This window comes from Pseudomonas sp. LBUM1678 (assembly GCF_059695575.1).
Map to the genome: position 1 here is coordinate 807292 of NZ_CP166775.1, position 20799 is coordinate 828090.

Annotated in this window: 10 protein-coding genes and 1 pseudogene; 4 read left to right on the plus strand and 7 right to left on the minus strand. The window is 57.4% G+C overall.

All coding sequences use genetic code 11. The features are described from left to right. Positions 1-4: 4 nt before the first annotated feature. From ACA070_RS03555 to ACA070_RS03570, 4 genes are read right to left on the minus strand one after another with little or no spacing between them, the layout of a single operon-like run. Complete coding sequence (locus tag ACA070_RS03555) at positions 5-2797, minus strand: RHS repeat-associated core domain-containing protein (protein ID WP_497450061.1); 2793 nt, start codon at positions 2795-2797, stop codon at positions 5-7. After that, positions 2794-7311 (minus strand): SpvB/TcaC N-terminal domain-containing protein, encoded by a 4518-nt coding sequence (locus ACA070_RS03560; protein WP_497450062.1) that lies wholly within the window; start codon positions 7309-7311, stop codon positions 2794-2796. Before ACA070_RS03560 ends, ACA070_RS03555 begins: the two co-directional genes overlap by 4 nt. After that, complete coding sequence (locus ACA070_RS03565; protein WP_497450063.1) at positions 7308-11120, minus strand: Tc toxin subunit A-related protein; 3813 nt, start codon at positions 11118-11120, stop codon at positions 7308-7310. Before ACA070_RS03565 ends, ACA070_RS03560 begins: the two co-directional genes overlap by 4 nt. Before the next feature lie 26 nt (positions 11121-11146). Then, entirely contained in the window at positions 11147-14566 is a 3420-nt protein-coding gene (locus ACA070_RS03570; RefSeq protein WP_497450064.1) for a Tc toxin subunit A, read from the minus strand. A 313-nt stretch (positions 14567-14879) separates the two neighbouring features. Here ACA070_RS03570 and ACA070_RS03575 point away from each other — a divergent pair, with 313 nt between their 5' ends. Further along, positions 14880-15125 carry a FitA-like ribbon-helix-helix domain-containing protein gene (locus ACA070_RS03575; protein WP_497451906.1) on the plus strand — a complete coding sequence of 82 codons (246 nt, stop codon included), beginning with the start codon at positions 14880-14882 and terminating at the stop codon, positions 15123-15125. Continuing rightward, positions 15122-15541 (plus strand): type II toxin-antitoxin system VapC family toxin, encoded by a 420-nt coding sequence (locus tag ACA070_RS03580; RefSeq protein WP_497450065.1) that lies wholly within the window; start codon positions 15122-15124, stop codon positions 15539-15541. The genes ACA070_RS03575 and ACA070_RS03580 overlap by 4 nt, the downstream gene beginning before the upstream one ends. A gap of 68 nt (positions 15542-15609) precedes the next feature. Here the strand turns inward: ACA070_RS03580 and ACA070_RS03585 are convergent, their stop codons facing one another. Both ACA070_RS03585 and ACA070_RS03590 read right to left on the minus strand, forming a co-directional pair. After that, positions 15610-16473: a methyl-accepting chemotaxis protein gene (locus tag ACA070_RS03585; RefSeq protein ID WP_497451907.1), complete on the minus strand. Its 864-nt coding sequence runs from the start codon at positions 16471-16473 to the stop codon at positions 15610-15612. Between the two features lie 42 nt (positions 16474-16515). Next, positions 16516-17529: pseudogene (locus tag ACA070_RS03590) on the minus strand (methyl-accepting chemotaxis protein); the annotation flags it as partial. Between the two features lie 260 nt (positions 17530-17789). On the opposite strand from ACA070_RS03590, the gene pmrG reads away from it, so the two are divergent. Then, positions 17790-18461: a lipopolysaccharide core heptose(II)-phosphate phosphatase PmrG gene (pmrG, locus tag ACA070_RS03595; protein ID WP_497450066.1), complete on the plus strand. Its 672-nt coding sequence runs from the start codon at positions 17790-17792 to the stop codon at positions 18459-18461. A gap of 26 nt (positions 18462-18487) precedes the next feature. Then, entirely contained in the window at positions 18488-19351 is an 864-nt protein-coding gene (locus tag ACA070_RS03600; protein ID WP_497450067.1) for a phosphatase PAP2 family protein, read from the plus strand. Here the strand turns inward: ACA070_RS03600 and ACA070_RS03605 are convergent. Next, positions 19302-20741, minus strand: coding sequence for an ArnT family glycosyltransferase (locus tag ACA070_RS03605; protein WP_497450068.1), 1440 nt, complete (start codon positions 20739-20741; stop codon positions 19302-19304). The two genes, ACA070_RS03600 and ACA070_RS03605, sit on opposite strands and share 50 nt — an antisense overlap. Between the last annotated feature and the right edge of the window lie 58 nt (positions 20742-20799).

Genomic DNA, 20799 nt, shown 5'->3' on the forward strand with positions numbered 1-20799 from the left:
CGGTTTACGGATTGGCGACGCGCTGATAATGGGTTCTGGATGAGCGCATCGATTGCATATGCGCGGCGTAGTCAATGGGCTCCAGTCGGCCGGTTGGGATGTTGATGTCCCTCGGGATCAAGGCGTTGCAGTTCATGCAGGTGGGGAAATCGGTTGCTTGCCGGGAATCGGAAAATCCCTTGAGTCGTTGAGTCATCACAAAGATGTTTTCAAGCGGGACGCTTGCACCCAATGGGCTATGGAGCAATGCGTTCCTGCTCCGCACTTCTGCATGACGTCCGGGGGTGCCGGATTGAATGGGGAATAAATGTCCGGAGTGACCTGAATGGTCGCGGATGTCCCTGGCCAGCGCCGGGTGGAGTGTTACGTCCTTCTGATTGGCGTAATCGCGTTCAACTTGAGCCATGTAGGTTTCTGGGTGGGTAACTTCAAAGACCCCCAGGTCCGCCGGCCCGCTTGTTGAGGGGAACGGATTGCGAAAGAGGGCGACCCCGGGATAGGGCCTGTCCCCCAGCTGTTCAGGGAAGTTGAAATGCTCCCAGGACGAAAAGCCTCCGTCTGCCGTCGTGACCGCTGCGTGTGCGGTGTACTCATTCAGTTTCTTTTTCGAATAGGCCTTGAACGCTGGAGAGGTGGCTTCGACCCCGGCGATTTCCTTGGGTGTCAGAGGATACGTCCGATTGGGATATTGAGATTTCAGCGCGGCGAGTTTCCCGTCCTTTGCTTCTGTAAATCGCCTTGGAGCGTCAGTCATCGAAACGGTTTTTTCTGAAAACCGGTCGTAGTAGTCGAGCACGATGGGAGCGTTGACCAGATCATCGCGCACCAGCCCCTGCGAATCGGCAAATCGCACCGGGTTATTCCCCACCATGCAATACAGGTTCAACCCGTCAGCCGTGCCCGCCGGGTCCGGACTGATCCATCGTTGCAACCATGGCGCGTAATACCGCTGGCCGTAGTAATACAGCCCGCTGGCATCACGCTCCTTGCCCGAGTAACGGACGGTTCGGTATTTCGCTTCCAGCACGTTACGAGCGGCTCTCCACGCCGTGCCGCCAAAGGGGTAGTAACCTTCCTCGCTGATCAGGTTGCCGTCGCCATCCAGCTCCAAGGTGTTGGACCCCAAGTGATCGTCGAAGCTGAAACGCATCGCGTCATTGCTGATGCCTGAAGGTGTTCCCAGGCTCCAGTGCAGGCACCGTACGTTGCAGTTTCCTGCCTGAACAATGATGACCTCGAGTTTTTCCGTCGTGCTTTCCCGGATTTCCAGACTGGACAAATAGACGACGTCGCGGACGTGAATGACGGCATGAGCCTTTTGGGTTTGCCGTTTGCGAACGCGCTGGCCGCTGCCGTCGTAGAGGTAACTTTCCGTATCTGCCTCCTGCTCTGCGCGGTCCACCAGCGTTACGCTTTGCAATTGGTTACGCGCGTTCCACAGCAGCGGTTGGCCGGTTTGCAGGGCTTGCAGATTGCCGTTGTCATCGAAGCCGGTTGCAAAGTCGGGTAACGGGTCACCGGTTTTCCATGACAGCCCACGATTGCTGGTAGGGGCAATGCTCATCTCGCGGGTGTAATTATTTCCTTCGCGCTGATGCTGCAGTTTGGTCAGGTTGGCGCGTTCATCGTAGGTGTAAGCCTGAGTGAAATTGAGCAGTCGGCTGCGATCTGCCGGGCTGGATAGCCAGGCAGGAAGCGCCGCGGGGATGCTGGCTGCCTGCTCTTCCCGGCCCGTCGCCTTGATCAGCTGATACAGGCTGTCGTAGGCGTAGGTGCTGCGCGGCGTTACGCGTTGATTGGCGTTGTGCTGCTCGGGTTTGCTGTGGTCTTCGACACTCAACACGTTGCCAACCGCGTCGTAGGCGTAATGCAGTTCCTGAAGAACATCGGTGTTTGCACGCGAAATGTTCCGCTGGATCATGCGGCCGTTTTCAGGTGCATACATCGCCTTGCTGGTGATCTTGCCTCCCAGCACCTGGGATTCAATCTGACCCTGCGCGTTATAGCGGACTTGATCGAGAACCAGCCTCTGTTCAGGCGTGCCACTGAGTTGCAGGGTGACTTTCTCCAGCTGACCGGCGACATCGAACCAGAAACGTTGCGTATGTCCTTTGGCGTCTATTTGCTCGAGGATTTCGCTGGTCGGAGCGTAGCGCCAAGTGGTGGTATGGCCGGCACCGTTTTCGAGCAAACCCTTGCGTTCGTCGAGATCTTCCGGCCAGTGGGCGGCGTGCTGATCTTTCAGCAGGTGGCGCGTTTGGCTGAGCAGTTTTCCAGTCAGGTCATAACCGGAAGAAAGCACGCTGCCTGCCGGATCGTCGTGGCGAATCAACCGTCCACATCGGTTGGTTTTCGCTTCATCGGTTGAGTTGGCTGCGTAGGTGAAGCGCTCGATGACTTGGCGGGTGTGCTGCGCGGATTTTTCGTGGATCGCCAGTGGGCGTAGCTGGTTGTCATAGTCGGTTTGCCAATGGCTACCGCGCGAGTCCCACGTGTCCAACGCTTGGCCGGCTTCTCCACAAAGCGTCAGACGCCAGCCGGCATCGATGCTGTCGATCAGCAGTGTGGCCCCTGACAGGCTGCTGACTTGCCTTGAGTCTGCGGTGGTCAAGCCAACCGGGGCTGCGGGCGAGAAGTGTTCAATGATCTGTCCGCTGATGTCATGCCGGTAACGTGTGACACGGGCTTCTGGTGTCTTGATCGATTCATTGCACAAGTAACGGACTTCGCGCAGCGCAAGACCACGTCCGTCGATGACGTTCAGGGTCGGGGTGTGGCGATGAACATTGACGCTCATTGCCCACCTCCTTGAGGCGGCAGCTCGGGCTGGGTGTCGTTCTCGTCTTCCGTGATGGAATACCAGGGATGCCAGGTGTGACGACGTTCGTCACCCTTGGCATTGATGACGCGGATGAGCCGTCCCATGGGGTCATGGAAATACTGATCGCAAAGGCCTGATTTGCGCAGGGACTCATCGTTGATGTAGCGGTGCCGGTCACTGAAGTACGGCCGCCAGGTACGAGCCACCAGGCCCTTGTTGTCGTATTCAACGCACTCGCTGACACGCCAGCGAACGCTTACTTCGTGTTCTTGTGGTTTGTCGTTTTTCCACTTCAATGTGCCGTCTTCGTTGACCGCTAACGCTGTTCCTTGCCCCGCTTTGTGTTTGCTTTGCAACGAGCGGCCAAAGCCATCCCGACACTCGACTCCGATGCGAATTTTTTTGCTTTCGGAATCGTTGAGGTATCGATCCGCCTGCAAGGTGGCGCAGTGGACCGGTTCGCGCTGCACGCTGTCGATCTTTGTCTGGAGTGCTTGTTCGTAAGGGGTTTTATCGATGCCGCTGCGGGCCAGACGCGCATGGGCGCTGGCGCGGATGTACCCCCCGGGCAGCAGATCGCCCATGGCAATGGCCTCTTTGCTCCAAGCCTGTTCCTCCTGTGTTGTGAGCGCGATACGTCCCATCCAGCTGAACGCGTCGTAGAAGTAAGCGCTGGCGATTTGCTGTAATGCCTGCTGCGGGTTTTCGATAGCGAGGTCAGGCCGGCCGTGATAGCGACGGGTATAGGTCGAGAGTGGCGAGAATCCGATATTGCCATCGTCACTGCTTTTGTAATGGCTGATGGCGTGAACCTGGCCGAATGCATCGTACGACGCTTCCTGAACGACGTTATTGGCGTCGGTGACCCGAGTGGGTTGGAGGAGTCTGTAGTCAATATCGGAGGCTGTGGTCATGCAGTTATCCGGCAACTTGATGCCAGTGGTCAGGCAGCAATAAGGATCATGGGTAAAGGTGGCTGGACCCTGTTGCGAGCTCTGTTTGAAACTCAGCGGTTTGAAGAAACCATCCAGTTTCCTGTACGTGACGAAGTGGCGTTGAATCGACCACAGATTGTCCTGCTTATCCCACTGAGCGTCGTCCGGTAAGGCGATGGGCAATTTTTTGTAGCCTGCGAGTTCCAGGCGGCGGGTCAAATCAAAGGACGGAGCCTGCGACTTGAGCACGTCGTAAGTCTTCAACGCCAACTCATTGAGTTCGGCTGTTTCCGTGTGATCGACCAACGCTTCGACACTGGCCTGCCCATCCGCAAAGGGACCACTGGCATCGGGTTTTCTGTAACGCTGCAAAGACAGACCGGTCATGACCTGTCGGGCTCTCCATGCAGCCGAGGCGCTCAGGATCAGCAACGCCTCATGGTTGATGCCGGAAGGCGCCAGGCCTTCGGCCAGCGGTGCTTTTGGCAGTTTCAGAGCATTTGTACGTTGCAGATAAGGCAGGCCAAGCCGCCTGTTCTGCGTTGTGTTTATGTGAATGAATTGGGCTTTATGTTCGGTCACGTAAAAGAACTGCTGTGCTTCGTCATGGGCGTCGGCCCACCATTTTTTTTTCCAGGGATCGGTGAAAGGGCTGGCATCGACCGCTGTGATGCGCCGGGCGTAGTTGATCTCCAGATGGTGAGTCAGGTAGCCGTAGGCGTCCCAGCGCAAATTGATTGTGTGAGTACAGCGCGGATCTTGCGGGAAGCGCTCGTATTGATAGTGAATCGACTCCGCCAGCACCGGGTGCAGGATCGAATAAGGGCTGTGCCTGCCCATGCCCTTGCGCTCGTTGACCTTATAGCGATGTTGTTGCACCGAATACGGGAGCTTTGACTGGTCGCCCTGTTCCGGGCCGTAAACCTCTACCCGCAAGACACGTCCGTTCAGCGCCCGGGCGATTTCACGCTGGCGGGCTTTGGACCGGGTGTTGGCCGGAACATGCCGGTCGCTGCGCGGCGTCCAGCTTTCACCCAGGTTCTGGAGGGTTTGTTTAAGAAGCACGGCTTTTTCATCGCTGTAATCTCGATCATGGATGATCAGATCAACTTCATTGCCGACGTGGAACCAGGTTTTGGTTAGTGTCGGAACTGTGTGCAGATTGCTCGCTTCATCGCCACCCATGTCGGTTTGCATAAGCAGGCCGAAACCCCGGAATTCGCGTTCGGTACCGTCGTAGAAGCCGCGTCGATACTCGAAATTCTGGGTCAGACGATTGCCGGTAATTTCGTCGAATCGAGCCTGCTGTTTGACCAGAAACAGCGGGAACGGCAAGCGTGAAATCGCCGTTTTTTTGTTTTTGATGACCTGTTTTTTTTCGTCCAGCCACTCTTGTGCCGAACTGCGGTAATCGATGCTGCCGGCGGCACCCATGTTGTTGTTGGTCGATTGCAGCAAATAGGGTTTGGTGCTGACGAAATCGCATCGCCAATGCCGTGTTGTTGCCCCCGGTACGCTAAACACCAGGCTGGAGCAGCCGAGTCCTTGCAGGTCGGTGGCGCTGACCTGGCAGAACCGGTCATAGCGAAGACCCAGTGGCCATGGCACGTCGGTCGCCGGGCTCAGGCCATTGCCGCACAGGTTCATGAAAACCCGCGCGCAGTGGGGTTCCAGATAAATAAGGTCTGCGCTTCCGGAGCCGTCGAGGTCGGCCAGCAACAGACGCGAAGCATCGAACTCTCCCAATGAAAGATTCGGCGTGGCGATCACCCGGCCTTTGCCGAAGCGTCCGCGACCGAGGTTCGGCCAACATTTCACTTCGTTGCGGCGGATACGCACCAGATGCTGTTGTCCGCTGCCCAGAAGGTCGCTGAAGGCCACCAGTTCGCTGGATGAGTTGCCGGGCAGCGGCAGATCATCCTCATCAGCCCCGCGATCGACTTCGGTTGCGCCGGCGAAGCCCGCGCCTTTGTGGTTGGCATACAGGCGAACACTGCGCGGGCCAAGCATCACCAGATCGTTGAGCCCGGCGCCCATCAGGTTGGCCAGTTGCCCTTGAGGGTGGAAGAACTCTGTCGGAACGGCGTCCAGCGCGGTGAAGTTTGACCAGGTGCCATTGGGTTTCAGCGTGAAGAAACCACTGAGCCCCGGTTGCGCCACGATCCAGTCCGGGCGTCCGCTTGCATTAAGGTTGCCGAGAAACTGTCGGGTGGGTTTGCGGCTGTCGGTTAAGGGCAGATGTGGCAGATCGCTCAACGCTTTATAGGTGACATGATCCCCTCCCAGGTCATCGCGCACCGGTTGGCTGTAGCGCCAGCTTTTGTCGGTGCGGTGCAGCACCCCGGGCAGTCCTTCCCCCAGTAGATCGACGAATTGAAAGCGCTGTTGATGATTGAGCCCGGACAGCGCCTCGAACGGTTTGAAGCGCTGAACCTCAGGTTCCAGCGTGAAGTCGGTGTAGGTGAATTCCAGAGGAGGATAGAGTTCATCGGTGCTTTCGCTGTAAGCCTGGTCCAGCGCTGCGCTCAGGCAGCTATAGGAATGGGGGCTGGTCTGATACTGGATCACGTTGCGGCGAACCAGCACCGGCTCGGGCCCCATCGATGTTGCATCGGGGAAGTAATGAAACATCAGAATCTGCTGGCATAAGCGCTGGGTTCTCAGCTCGAACCCATAGGAAAAATCCGAAAAGGGATCGCTCCGTAGTGGCGATGTTTTTGTTGTCCGATACGCGGGTTTTTCATCCAGTGCGGTGCTGCGCTCACCGTAGTCGAAGCACATTTCGAAGTGCCAACGTATGTCCTTGAACCCTCCGTCTTTGCATAAGTACAGCTGAGAATCTGCTGCGAAATTGCCATAGCGTACCCGCCCAAGGTATCGCTGGGCTCGGGTGTCGGCAGGGCCCTGCGTCGAGGTCGAATCCGCGTTGTACTCATACACAATATGCTCGCCATGTGGATTCATGCTCTCTTCAAGCAACCACTCGCCCACGTGCGAGGGTGCATCGGGATCGGCGCGGCGTGCCGATGGCGTTTTTCCAAACAGATGCTGGGTGCCGTCGGCGTTGTGTATCAGCCAGAAGCCCGGTTCGTCTGTCGCGCTGGACCAATGCTCGATCAGATTGAAGGTGGTTTCGATGCGCGGTCGATAGTGCACGACCGTGTGTTCCATCTGCCGAGTGCCGTCACTGCAACGCTTTTTGCTGGATTCGATCACGCCGGAGGTCCGGTTCCGCTCAGGCATCAAGACCTCGCCGTCGGGGCCGATGAACAAATCATCGCGGGTGTAGGCCGGAACGCCGGCGTGGGTGCGTCGTGTGACGGTCGGCAGAGACAGTGTCCAACCGAGGCCGAACACCCCGTTGCCCTGAGCACTGCTGTAGCGCAAGGCAAGGGCCGGGGCGTATCCGCGACCGGGTGAAATGGGCAGCGGAATCTCGCAGGAGGCGTTCCCGCTTGAGCCGATTGCACCGAGGCCGTTACCGATGCTGTGAATCGCCCCCCCGCCCTTGGGCAAGGCAGGAGGGGTGACAGGGAGGGCGGCGTGTTCGCTCATTGCGCACCTCCATTTGCCCTGGCCGTGTACTGCACGTGCACGATGATGTCGGTCAGGGATTCGAGCATGCTTTTCTGAGCCGCATGATTGGGAAATGACAACTGCCATTTCGATACCGCTCCGGTGTATTCGAAGGGCAGGTAGCGCTCATCCTGAAAGCTCAGCGTGAACAGACCGCTGTCGTCGATGCCTGTCGACAGGGCAATTTGCTGGTTGGCGCGCAGACTTTTCATGACGGTCTTGTCGGCGCCGGGCATGACTACTTCGCTGTCGGTCTGGGTCAGCGTGGCACGGATATCTTCATAAGGGCCGAGGACCGCGGGCAGGGAAATACTGATGCTCTTGATCCGGCGCAGGCAATGCCCCGGGTAGTCGTGATCAAACAGGGCCTGCGGCAATTCAAACTCGCATGAACCCGTATCCAGCAGGATGGCTTTCATTCCTTTGATGAGCGTGTTGTCTGCTGCGAGCGTACCGTTCCAGGGTTTGTTGATCGACGACGTGATGTTTTCCTTCAAGTGGAGGTTGTTTAACGACACGGTCTTGCGAATTTCAAGCTCACGTTCGTTACCCAGCAGCCAGGCATTTTTCATCTTCATCAGCGCCAGCTTCATACGTTCGCCAGGGCCGAGCCCACGGTAGGTGCTGTTCCAGGTCTGGTTCTGGAAGAACGGTTGAGTGGTGCTGTCGGCCGTCTCGTAACGCCAGCTCCGTTCGGTGAACTGGCACAGGGAGAACGTCGAGTCGTACACCTGGTAGTAGAAGCTGGAGAGTTGGTGGGTGAACCATTGATAAAGCTGTGAGTTGGTGAAGCGCTGGCTAAGAAAGTCGTAGGAGGTCCGAGCTTGAGCCAGCGACGTTTGAGTCTGTTGCAGAAGCAGCCGCGAAGCAGTCTCTCGTTCAATTTCCACCGCAAGCTGCGCATCGATCTGGGCGATTTCGAGCTTTGCCTGGTCGCGGGCGAGGGTCCAATCCTGATGCCGGCGTCGATACTGCGCGGCACGTTCCAGGGCTTCGCCCGCGCCATAGGCTGCGGTTGCTACTCCTTGTTGCATGGCCATCATGGCAAGCGCGCCGCCCTCAAGGCGAGCCCCGCCGTCCGCCAGGCCAAAAATGTTGGGGACCACTTTCAGGCCCTGACCGCCGGCATGCGCCGCATGGGCGCCGGCTTCAGCGATACGCCCCTCCAGATGGAACGCTGCAGCCGTCACTTCTTCCAGATTGACGACCTCGTTGACCAGCTGACTGTAGTAATCACGGCGGCTTTCGACGATGGCTTTACTGGCCAGTAACGCTTCCCGGGTTTTCTGATCGATCTTCAGGGCCTGGGTCTGCAGGTCGACCGCCATGGTGGCGATATCCCAGAGGTGCTGTTGCTGAAGTTCCTGATAGCTGGCCTGCTCGCTACGCTCGATGAACGACATCAGCGTTTCGCCGAACTGGATCACCGTGTCTACCGCACTCATGGCATGGGCAAGCAGGGCACTGAAACGGTAAGGCGGAATCTCGGTGCCCAGACGTTGGGCCAGGCCGGGCTCTGCAGCGCGAGAAGGATTGGCGCCGAGTCGTTTGTTTGAAGCGGCTGGAACCGCGAAGAGCGCGAGCCTCAGGGGGCGGCCCACAATGTCGAGGTTATGTCGCAGGTTGTGTAGGCGGCTTTCGAGCTTTTCCCAGCGTGGCAGCAACACGGGGTTGAAGGGCAAGCGCGAATGCGGCGCGTCAATCGCATGGGCAGAATGTGAGTGGACGTACGGACGGACACACACTTGAGGGACCTGCTCTGAAGCGGTAGTTGTCGTGAGGTGCTTGCCTTGTTCTCCCAAGGTTTTTTCAAAGTCACGCAGTTTTTTGTTGGGCTCCTCGCTGAACGCTTTCAATGTGATTTTTGACCATAGATCGGTTTGCCTGATATCCGGTCGCGGGCCCAACAGATCCTGCGCGCGCAAGTACCAGAGTTTCGCCTCGGTCAGACTGTCGGGAGACAACTGCCGGTAAGCGGTGTCGCCGCGATTGAGCAGAATATCGAGGTAGAGCATGTACAGGGCTTTGCGAAAGTGCACGGGATGACTCAGTGCAATCTGGTGCGGATCCTGTGGTCCCTGGAGTGCATAGCTGGGTTGGCCGGGCTTGGGCGTGCCGGTGATCAGAGGCACCGCGTTCCAGTAGTCAGGGTTACTGCCACTGACTGCTTTTCGGGCGGGATTGAACAGGTACTGAATCCAGTGTTCGGCTTCGCCGTATTGGCGCTCCTGGTTAAAGCGGTGTGCCACCAGCCAGGGCAGGTAGAGAAACAACTCGACGAAGTAGCGACCATAGGCGCCGTAGAAGTCCAGTTGCTCGGGCGGTTTGGAGTTTTCGAAGGGCGGCTCTTGCAAGTGCTGAGAGGACCAGCTCAGCAACATGTCCATGCTGGTTTCTGCGCGCTCGATCAGGTGCCGGGCGAAGGTGATGTTCATTCGGATGGGTTGGCGAGGCGGGGCTTTCGGAGTCTCACTGTTCTTTATTTCGGACGTTGAGAAGTCGATGAATTCTGTTGTACCTAATACGTTGTCCAGACGTGATTCGATACTGGGAGCTTGCGACAAGGTTGACGAGTGACTGCACTGGAGCATTCTCGGGTTGGAGGGTGGCCACTTCTCGATCAGCTCAATGAGTGTTTTGTCTTTATCTTTATCGAGTGTTTTGAGGTGAGCGGTCGACTGGATAACGGCGTCTTTGTCGATGACGATAGACAGGCAGAAGTCGAGATAGATACCAAACTCTTCTCGACCCAATTTATTGACATACAAGGCGATGAACAGTGATGAGGACGCGGAATGACAGGCGGCAATGGTTCTCGTGTTTACCTTCAATTCCGCCAGGTTCATGCCTTCAATCGATTCGGCCGACCAGTAATGTTGAATGCATGTCTGCGGCGTACTCCAGCTCCCGTCATATTTCTTGAAGCACAGGTTCAGACGAAACAAGGGAAAGGTTTTGTTCTTATTGTCTTCTTTGCTCGCTTGATCCTGAAAAACGCAATCCGCCCAGATGACATACAAACGATTGTTGAACATGACCGGACGGATGGTGTGTTCAATGGTGCTGTCGGAAACCGGCAAATTGATGCGGTGCCAGTCGGACCATGCTTGCGGTTCCGGGGCATCATATTTGGCAGTCCGGGAGCCGGCCACGAAGGGGCGACACGCCATGTCCAGCGAGCGCCAGTACCACGTATTGGCAGCACGGGATTTGGCAATGAAGTAATAGGTACTGTTGGCGAAATCGCTGTCGTCGATGTAACCGTTGACGATTTGCAGGTTGGCCACTTCTTCCAGTCTGGTCAGATAGGCCAGCACCGCTGTTTGCACGGACTCGGCTGTGAGTTGGTTACGGTTGAGGTCGTTTTCCAGTTGCTCGAAGCTTGCGGTGCGGGTCTTGCGCAGTGTCGGATCAAGGTAAGCCGCCGGGAAATAGTACAGGCGCTGATTGGTGGCCCAGTCCTGATAGTGATGCATGACGGTGCGCCAGGTGTCGACCTGATCAGTTGGAATCTGCGCGGTGTGATACCCCGGTTCCATGTTGGCCAGAATGCTGATGATGTACTGCTGAAGACTGGCAATTGCGCAGGCTACCGGGCTGGTCGGCACATCCTGGCTGACCAGCACATCAAGCAGCCAATAGTGGTAGAGGTCATCGGCCGTCTTGAGGTGCTCTGCGATCTTCAAGGCTTGCAGCGTCTTGTCTTGCGCAACAATCGCAGACAGATAGAGACCGAGCTGCGCATCACGCAGGCTTTCGTTCAGTTGTTTTTCAATAGCAACAGACATGTTCACTCCTTGAGCATGTATGGGAATTAGTGACTGGCCGCCATGATGGCTTCACCGACCGTTTTCCATTGGGCAGTCGAACTGCTCTCGTTGAGAGCAGCAGCACCGAGTAACGCACTCGTGCCCAGCCCGGTGGCTTTACAGGCGCTGTGACAACGCATGACCCAATCGATGTCCCTTATGGTTTGGGCCCTGCGGAACTGCAACTGCGAGGTAAGCACGGTGACTTCTGCCGCTGTCCAGTTCAGGAGTTGGGCCAGACGCTCGTTGACAGCGCTTGTCTCGCCACCATTGAAATCGGCGAACTCCAGGTAGCTCAGCAGGTTTTCTTCCGGCTGCTGATAAGTGCTCATGAAGCGGTTGAAGCGATCGAACAGGTACAAGGTTTTGAACGAGAGCCTCAGTTGTCCATCCGGCGTGTCCAGCCAGCGGGCAGTGCTCAGAAGTGCGCGCAGGGCCTTGTTGCTCAACTGCAACCGGACAGCGGCCTCGGTGTGGCGCAAAAGCGGATGCAAGGTACGCGCGAGCTCATGTGAGTCTTTAGACACAAGGGCCGCGGTGAGAATCTGATGGACTGAAGTGCTCGCCCATATCACGACGTCTTTTGCACAGTTCATGGGCAGCAAGAATGTTTCCTGCAAAAACGCTTCGATCAGATGCTGCTGACGATCATGGGCCAGCAAGAGAAAATTCTTGAGCTTCTGCTTGCTCTCGTCTTTGAGCTTGCGGTTTTTTCCGTGATCGTCGTCCAGTTTGATGGAGTCGTCATCGACGAGTCTGTTCAATGCGGCGGTCAACGTCTGTGGTACATCGTGTTTGATCGTGGGGGCGAAGTTTTTTACCAGCCCTTTGTCATCTAACAGGGTATTCGCCAGCATCGCCCTCCAATCAACTTTCCCCGGCAATGCCAGCGCCGCCCACTCTTGTGCGGTGACCACACTCGCGTGGGTGTCGGCGATGAATTTAGTGAGGTACTGCTGCAAATTCCCCAACGGATAATCGGCACTGGTTTGCAATTCAAGAACACGTTGCAGCATGGGGATGTCGTAGGCGGACTCTTTGATCCAGCGGGTTACCCAGTCCAATTGCATCAGGACATCGAGGAGGTCGAATGCAAAAACGCCCTGGGGGGCTTCATGACTCAAAAGCATCTCAGTTATCTGGCCAGTCAAGGTGCCAATCGAGGTTAATCCCCCTCCCTGATAAATGGATTGCAGTATCAGGCGCGGATTTTTCCGGTGGGTCAATTCATCGAAACCAGCGCCACTCCATTTGATGTTCTGGCCCTCCAGCGAAGTGATACCTGTCGAACCAGTGGTTGGAGTCTGCTTGATGTAGATCGACGGCTCATCCATCTCACCTGATTCTTTGGTAAAGCTCAGGTCAAGCCTTTTGTCTGTTGTGTTGTTTGCGAACCATGACGTGTTGGTCCGCAGGCTTGACCCCGCAAGGAGGGTGGCGCTGCCCGGACCGTGCTGTTCCGGAAGCAGGAGATGTGCGATCAGCTCGAAAAACTGCGTTCCATTTTGGCCCCTTATTCTGAGTGTCCGCATGCCGTCGTTGCCCGTTGCCAGGCACCTGGAAATGTTTTCCCCTCCCAGCAAATTGGCCAGCGTCGAACTGTCGCTGATCGAGAGACCGAACATCCGCGCGATGCGCGCCTGGCGATAAATGGACGACAGCGTGGGCAAATCACACTTGAGCGAACCCAGGTGTTTTTGCGTATTTCTGACGACCTGCAATAGCGAGTCCTCTGTCAGAGGCAAGCCAAGGCTGATGCTCAGGTGCTGGAGGATGGTGTGAGAGGCAGGGTCCGAATTATCCGCCCGAAAGACACGGCCATCGAGCTTCAGCGGTGTGTCAAATACCCGGGCCTGATTGAACACCTTATCGAACAGCGTGATGTTATCGCCGGTCGCGCAGGGTGATACCTGGTGCAGCAGCGCGCCGAACTCTTCAGCGTTGATTGAGTACTTGCGATTCAGGTAACGATAAACACCGAGGGCGCGGATGGCATGGCAGTCGAGCTGCATCTGGGCATTACGTGGCCGCTTCAATTCAAATGCGCTGCACAGCAGACTGTCCAGCTCTGTGAAAGGAATGTCGAGCCAACGCTGGAGGCGAATCATTCGATGCAGGCGTTCGAGTTGGTCCTCGGTCGCATTTGCGATTTCCGCCGGGCTTTTCTCTCTGTCCAGCGACATGCTTTTTTCAGGGGTTGCGAGAGGGCCGTTTACGTACCGGGCGCCGTAGGGCTGGGTGTAAGGTGCCGACAATAAGTAATGCGCAGAAGTGTTGGGCGCGTGTTTGCCTTGCGCCAGCAATGCCTCCAGTTGCTCGGCTTTGAGTTCGGTTCGCTCAAGGAAGAGCTGTACTGTTTTCAGGTCTGAGGTTGATGCCGTGCCGTAGATCTTTTTCCAGTAGTGGTCTTTTTGCCTGCTCTGTTCTTCGGCGGGGAGTCTGGCGAGTGTCGCGTCCGACAGGAGCCTTTCAGCCCATGGAAGTTCAGTCAGCAGCGTCTGTTGCTGCGGGCCCAGCCCGGACATCAGCCTCTGAGCATGAGCGGAGGAGGCGTTCTGCACCGTACCGAAACGAGAACTGTAGTTTTGCGTGACAGGCAGGTATTCGCTGACGAGGTAATTCAGTTCCCCGAGCGTTGGTTTGTCCGCGCTCAGACCCAGCAGGCACTGATGATGGAAAAACTCGTACGGAAGGGCAAAGGGGTAATACCGTTGCGCCAAAACGTCATAGGTCGATTTGCTTCTGTCGTCGGTGGTCTTCAGCGCGTCCTGAATATTCTGGCCCAGGATCGCATTGACGATCCCGAGCATCGGTTGCGCGGTGAAGGTGCTTTGCTGATCAATCGACAGATCAGCAAGATCCGGACGACGTTTTGCCAGCGTGATCCGGTTGGCTTTTTCTCCCTCTGTTGACGAGGTGCTGGATTCCAGTTGCAGGGCAAACCGGTACAGCGCTCTGAGGTAGGCGACCGGTGAATCGATGGCGGCGATCGAGTCGTTCTTGCACGCGTCGTCCCAGTTCTCTTTGAACAGATGGGTGTAGGTGGGGCCCTGTTTCTCGACAGCGCGAATGCCCAGCGGATGCCAGTGTTGCTGTGCCGTTCCGTCCGATGTCCGCTGCTCCCGGTAAAGGTGGCTGATCTGGGCGGCATAACATCTGGCGTCTTTGTAGAGTGTCCCGGTGTCGATGCTTTCGGCGTGTGCCTTGAGCTTATCGTCGTTATTGATCGCGGTCGCTAAACGGTCCTTGAACTCGGCTTCGGTCATCCCGGTGATGTCGAGCACGGAAGTGATGTTCAGCTTTTCTTTGAAGAGTTTTTCAAATGAGCTCGATTCGCCCTCGGGAGCGAAGGCCCCGATCAATGTATCGATTAAGGAATGGCTGTTCTCGGTGGTGGGATTGTTTTCCGAGGGGGGGGTGTCCATGGCGACGAGCCTCAAGTCAGTGGAGACATCGACATTACGGAGTGGCGTGCGGTGGCGCTGTCAGCGCTTTCGTTCGACGAGGACCGGAAGTTTCGCCACTTGGTAGGGGACTGGGGGCGGCACGTATGTAGGACTACGTCGTGGGACAGACAAGACAGGACCGTGATCCGTTATTTCGAAGTCGCCTTGGTTGTATACCGAGGCGATGAAGAGGACCGTTTGGCATCTGCATAACGTTTAGAGTCATTGAGTGTGTTAGCCTCAATCAATGATTTCAATGATTTCAATGATTTCATTGATTGCAGAGGGCGACATGGCCAGCATTACGATTAGAAACCTGGACGATCAGGTAAAGGAACAACTGCGGATCGCTGCCGCTCACAACGGGCACTCTATGGAGGAAGAGGCACGCCTGATTCTAGGTAGAGCCTTGGTCACGGTTAATCGCGCTGGAGGGCTTGGTAGTCGAATCCGCAATAGATTCAGCGCCAGCGGCGGAGTTGAGCTCGCTCTTCCTCCACGTGACGAGAAAGCGACCGCGGTGGATTTCTCCGAATGATAGTGCTCGATACCAACGTTCTTTCGGAATTCATGCGCGTCGAGCCCGAATTGCAGGTCCTGGCATGGGTCGATGCGCAACCGGCAATGGACCTGGCGATCAGCGCTATCACCGTGGCAGAAATACTCCATGGGATTGCCCGGCTTCCGTTTGGCAAACGTAAGCAAAAGCTTGAAGCACATGCGATGGCGATGTTTGAAGAGGACTTTGCTGGGCGGATTTTGCCTTTTGATGCCCATGCTGCCGTTGAATACGCGACGCTTGTCGCTGCCGGTGAAGCAGAGGGTAGAACGGCGTCGATGGCGGATGCGCAAATTGCGGCCATTTGTCGAAGTCATGGCGCCCCGATTGCCACCCGTAATGTTCGGGACTTCGCGTTTCCCGGAGTTGTGGTGATCAATCCTTGGGAAGCCTGATGCAGTTGGTGAGCGCATGTTGATCATTCCCACGCGGGAACGTGGGAATGATCCGTGATCAGACGGGATTAAACCCTGAAGTGACTCACCATCTGCTGCAACTGCCCCCCCAACCGCGCCAGCTCGACACTGGACGCAGCGGTTTCATCACTGGCGGCGGCGGTCTGTTCTGATACGTCGCGCACGTTGATGATGCTGCGGCTGATCTCTTCGGCCACGGCGCTTTGTTGCTCGGCAGCGGCAGCGATCTGCTGGTTCATCGACTGGATGTTGGACACCGTGCGGGTGATATTTTCCAGCGACACGCCAGCCTTGCGGGTCAGGGCGACGCTGCTGTCAGTCAGGGCGCGGCTGTTGTTCATCACAATCGACACTTGTTGAGTGCCATTCTGCAGACCGGCCACCAGGCCTTCGATTTCTTCGGTGGATTTCTGAGTGCGCTGGGCCAGGCCGCGGACTTCATCGGCGACCACCGCAAAACCACGACCGGCTTCACCGGCACGCGCGGCTTCAATCGCAGCGTTGAGGGCCAGCAAGTTGGTCTGTTCTGCGACGGCTTTGATCACGTCCATGACGCTGCCGATCTTGTCGCTTTCCTGTTGCAGCACACTCATGGCTTCGGTGGAGCGCGCCACTTCGCTGGCCAGACGTTCGATCTGGGCGATGGCTTCGTTGACCACTTTATCGCCTTCGCGCGCTTCGCCGTCTGCGGCGGCTGCAGCCTGTGAGGCTTCTTCAGCGTTGCGCGCGACTTCCTGCACGGTGGCAGTCATCTCGTGCATGGCGGTGGCCACTTGATCGGTCTCGATCTTCTGGCTGTTGACGCCGGCGCTGGTTTGCTCGGTGACGGCGGACAATTCTTCAGCGGCGCTGGCGATCTGAGTGACGCCGTCGCGGATGCCGCTGATCAAGTCACGCAGGGTCACGCCCATGCGCGCGATGCCTTGCTGCAATACGCCGAGTTCGTCGCGGCGCGTCACTTTGACGTCCTGGGACAGGTCGCCGCTGGCGATGCGTTCGACCACGGCCAGGGTGTCGCGCAACGGGCCGGTGATCTGACGGGTGATGATCACGGCAGCAATGATGCCCACCAACAACGCCAGCAACGTGCTGATCAGCTGCAGCGTGCGCGCCTGGGCGCTTTCGACGTCACGACGATCGAGCTGGATCTGATACAGCTGATCGCTCAGGGTCACGATGGCAGCGCCCTGGTCGGTCATTTCCTTGCGGGCCTGCACGGCATCGGTGTTGGCCGCTTTATAGGCGAGCAACGCACTGCGGTAGTTACCGAGCGCGGTTTCCAGCTGACGCAGGGCGTCTTGCTGGGTGTCAGCAAACTGCGCGTTGAGCGGTTTCATGCTGGCAATCGCCGAATCCAGTTGGACGACGGCTTTTTGCTCGGTCTCGGCATTGGTGGTGGCGGTGTAGCCGCGCACTTCGTAGCGGGCCAGGATGAACGCTTCCTTGGCGGCGGTGACGGCCTGGAACTGTTCGAAACGTTGATCGCTCAGGGGCATTTGTTGCACGCGGGTGCTGATGGCGTCGATCAGCGTGCTGGCCGTTTCGGCATTGGCGGTCATGACATCACGGGCGCCATTACCCGTGCGGTAAGCGCTGCGCATTTTGTTCAGCGACGTCTTGTAGGCGTCGATGTAGGTGCCTTGCTCTTTGAGCAGCTTGAGGTTTTCCGGGCTCTTGAACTTCGACAACAGCGATTGTTGCTGGGCGGAAAAGGCGTCAAGGGTGGTCTGTACGTTCTGAGCGGCGGTTTCATCGCCGTTGGTCAGCATGTATTGCAGGCGAACCACACGAAGCTTGGTCAAGCCGGAGTTGAGCTGGGTGATGTCGCTCATCCAGTTACTGCGGTCAATCAACCCGCCCAGGCTCGTCCAGCCGGTCAGGGCCAGTACGCAGGTGAGTGCCAGGACCAGGCCGAACCCTAGGCCCAGTTTCATGTTCACGCTGATGTTGCCGAACCAGCTATTCATCAAATTCCTCCAGGAACGTTGCGCTTTCGATCGTCGGTTGGCTGGAAGATTGTTGTTTTTAAGTGCCAGCAAGGGTGTGTAGCAGGTCTGTATCGGCAGCAATCGCGAGAGCTGAAAGGTTTTTGCCGGACAGATCTGTAACAAGGTTTTTGTCGGAGGCTTAAGCTTTTTTTCACATGGGTTTCACTGGCTGCCGACGCGCGCCTCTCTACCCTCGTGGCATCGAATGACAAAGATGCATGCGGGTGAGGCCGTTTGACGTGGAATTGAGACTGAATCTGTTCGGGATAAAACGCTCGATCAATCTGAGCGTTTTGGCTCGTTATCGAACTACCGCGGTGGTGCTGGCCTCGGCGCTGCTGGTCATTCCATTGATCGTATGGCTGTTGCAGCCGGCCGCAGTGCCGGACTTGGCGCATGGCAATGTGGCGGGCGCACGAGCATTGGCCAAGGGTTGGGCCAAGGGTGATGTGATCGTGCTGGTACGCCATGTCGAACGCTGTGATCACTCGAAAGCCGCGTGCCTGAGCGGCAACGATGGCATAACCGACCGTTCGCGCAGCGTCGCGGTGAGTGTCGGCGCACGGTTCGAACAATTGGGGCTGGAAAAGGCCGATATCTACAACAGCCCCATGATTCGTACGTCACAGACGGCCAGCTACATGTTCAACAAGGTCGGTGTGGGCGAGGACTGGCTGATCAGCTGCAGGGGCACGATGTTGCGTGATGCCCTGGCGCACAAAGTGGCGGGTCGCAATCTGATTCTGGTGACCCATAGCGAATGCATGGCGCAACTCGAAAAAGACCTCAACTTGTCGACCTCCACGCTCGGTTACGGCGCTTCATTGTTTATCTCTGCCAAAGCCGCTAAAGCACCGCGCATGCTGGGCTTCATCGAAGCCTCCGACTGGCGCTCGGTGACCTCCGAATGAATATTCCTTCTGGATCAGGACACACCATGCTGACATCTTCCCGCAATCGGTTTTACTGGGTGAATTTCGGTATCCCGCTGTTCTGCGCGGCCGTGGTTTTCCTGATGTTCGACATGACCAAAATCGACATCGCCTTCAGTAATCTTCTGTTTGATCCCGTCACCCAGACGTTTCCGCTCGACAAGGTTCACTTCTTCGAGAAGCTGACTCACAAGTGGGCGCGCATCATTCCGAACTGGACCGCCGAGATTGCCTTGATCGGCGCGATGCTGTCGTTTGCCTGGCCGCTGACCAACACGCAAAAGCATCCTCGTCTTGGCAGCTTTCTGGAACGCAGCAAAGCAGCGCTCGTGCTCCGGTTTGCCTGTGAACATCGTCGGGATTTTCTGTTTGTGGTCTTTGCGTTTGCCATTTGCACCGGCGTGATCCATTTCCTCAAGGCGCACACCAGCGTGTATTGCCCGATTGAAACGACCCTCTACGGTGGAAAAATGGCCCATGTGGAGTGGTACAACAACTTCCAGCTGTTCAAGGAGGCCGGTGATGGCCGTTGCTGGCCGGGCGGCCATGCTTCCGGTGGCTTCACCATGCTCGCGCTGTACTTCGTGGCTCGCCGATACCGCTGGCGTTATTCCAAAGCGCTGATGTATGGCGCGTTGCTGCTCGGTTTCGTCTACGGCACGACGCGGGTTCTGCAAGGCTGGCACTACATGTCCCACACCTTCTGGGCCGGGATCTTCGTGTGGCTGGCGTGTTTGCTGACGGCGTTGGCGTTTTACGGGCGAGCGCGGCTGGAGAGGCCGGTTCTGCAAAAGTCTGAATTGCCGACGGCTGAGCCGCTTACTGGTTTACAAAGTAGTAAGCCTGACGCCCCACCTTCATGGTCTTGAGCACTTTCAACGGCGCGGCCGGTTCGGTTTCACCGGACATGACCGCCACGTTGGAGGGCGAGGCCGCCAGAAATTCATGCAGTTGCGCCTCGGTGTCCAGGCCCTTGAGCACTCGCTGGGTGTAGAACACGCTGGCGCCGCCCACCCGTTCGTTGGCCTGGAACAGGGCGACGTGTTGCCCGTTGGCCTGCATCGTCTGAATCTGCGCGGTCAACGGCAGGAACGACAGTTTGCGATCAGCATGGGGCAATGCCCATTGTGCGGCGACCAGGTAGCTGCCGATCACCATCGCGATCAAGCCAATCGCCACGCCGCGTCGATGCCGTGCGATGCGCCCCAACAGATTCGACGCCCCTTCGCGTACCCTCAGCCGCTCGTACAGGACACTCGCATATTCCGCGGCAATCACCGCCGCCGCTGGCGTCATCGACATGAGATACACGGTGCGCTTGCTCGACGCCAACGTCAGCATGACAAACTGCGCCACGATCCACAGCGTGAAAAACAGCAAGTAACGATTGGCCATCAGGCTTTTTCGGAAGTGCCACAACCCCAGGTACACCAGAATATTCCACGGCAGAAACGCTTGGGGCAGCTTGGCCAGGTAGTAGTAGAACGGTTCGTAATGCCCGGCCTCGACGAAGGAACCGCTGAAGCGCCCGACGCTGTTGGTCAGCAGCACTTCCCCCACGGCCTGCGCGCCACCGCGCTGATACAACACGGCGAGCCAGATCATCAGCGGGATCAATCCCGCAAGCGTCAGTAAACCGGGGCGCAGCCAGTCCGAGAGTTTCAGGCGCTTGTCCATCAAGGTCTCGGCCAGCAAATAGGCGAAAATCACCACGCCCGGCATCGCCAGGCCCAATACGCCTTTGCTCAATGTGGCGATGGCGATTCCCGAGGCAAACAGCAACGCGTTGCCGAGCGTCGACTGTCGCTGTCCCTGAAAGAACGCCAGCAGCGCCATGCTCACGCCGAGGGCGAGCAACGCGTCTTCACCGACGCCGCGCACGTTGCTCCAGTAACTGGCCATGGTCGCGAGCAGGATGCCCGCCGTCCAGGCGATCGCCTTGGGCCTGCCGAACCGGCGCAGCATCGCGTACAACAGCATCACGCTGGACAAACCGGCGAACGCCGAGGCCAGTCGCACCGCCCACGGCGTGCCGCCGAATGCACGGATGGCGCTGGCATCCAGCCACAAGCTCAAGGGCGGTTTTTCCAGAAACGGTTCGCCGAACAAACGTGGCGTCACCCAGTCGTTATCCAGGTGCATTTGCATGGCGATCCCGGCAACCCGGGCCTCCGTGGAACCTTGCAGTTGATGATTGCCCAAGGCAAAGAAAAACAGCACAGCGGCAAGCAGGAACAGTGAAGTGGCGGGACGCGACATAGACTTCTGGCTACCGAGGAGGTGGACCGGGAAGCCCGAGCATACGGGGCGAATGCTT

Bases quoted from the DNA above. Each gene is read 5' to 3' on its own strand.
- ACA070_RS03565 (WP_497450063.1), bottom strand. From the start codon at position 11,120: ATGTCTGTTGCTATTGAAAAACAACTGAACGAAAGCCTGCGTGATGCG.
- ACA070_RS03605 (WP_497450068.1), bottom strand. From the start codon at position 20,741: ATGTCGCGTCCCGCCACTTCACTGTTCCTGCTTGCCGCTGTGCTGTTT.
- ACA070_RS03600 (WP_497450067.1), top strand. From the start codon at position 18,488: ATGCTGACATCTTCCCGCAATCGGTTTTACTGGGTGAATTTCGGTATC.
- ACA070_RS03555 (WP_497450061.1), bottom strand. From the start codon at position 2,797: ATGAGCGTCAATGTTCATCGCCACACCCCGACCCTGAACGTCATCGAC.
- ACA070_RS03585 (WP_497451907.1), bottom strand. From the start codon at position 16,473: ATGGGCGTGACCCTGCGTGACTTGATCAGCGGCATCCGCGACGGCGTC.
- ACA070_RS03560 (WP_497450062.1), bottom strand. From the start codon at position 7,311: ATGAGCGAACACGCCGCCCTCCCTGTCACCCCTCCTGCCTTGCCCAAG.
- ACA070_RS03575 (WP_497451906.1), top strand. From the start codon at position 14,880: ATGGCCAGCATTACGATTAGAAACCTGGACGATCAGGTAAAGGAACAA.
- ACA070_RS03570 (WP_497450064.1), bottom strand. From the start codon at position 14,566: ATGGACACCCCCCCCTCGGAAAACAATCCCACCACCGAGAACAGCCAT.
- ACA070_RS03580 (WP_497450065.1), top strand. From the start codon at position 15,122: ATGATAGTGCTCGATACCAACGTTCTTTCGGAATTCATGCGCGTCGAG.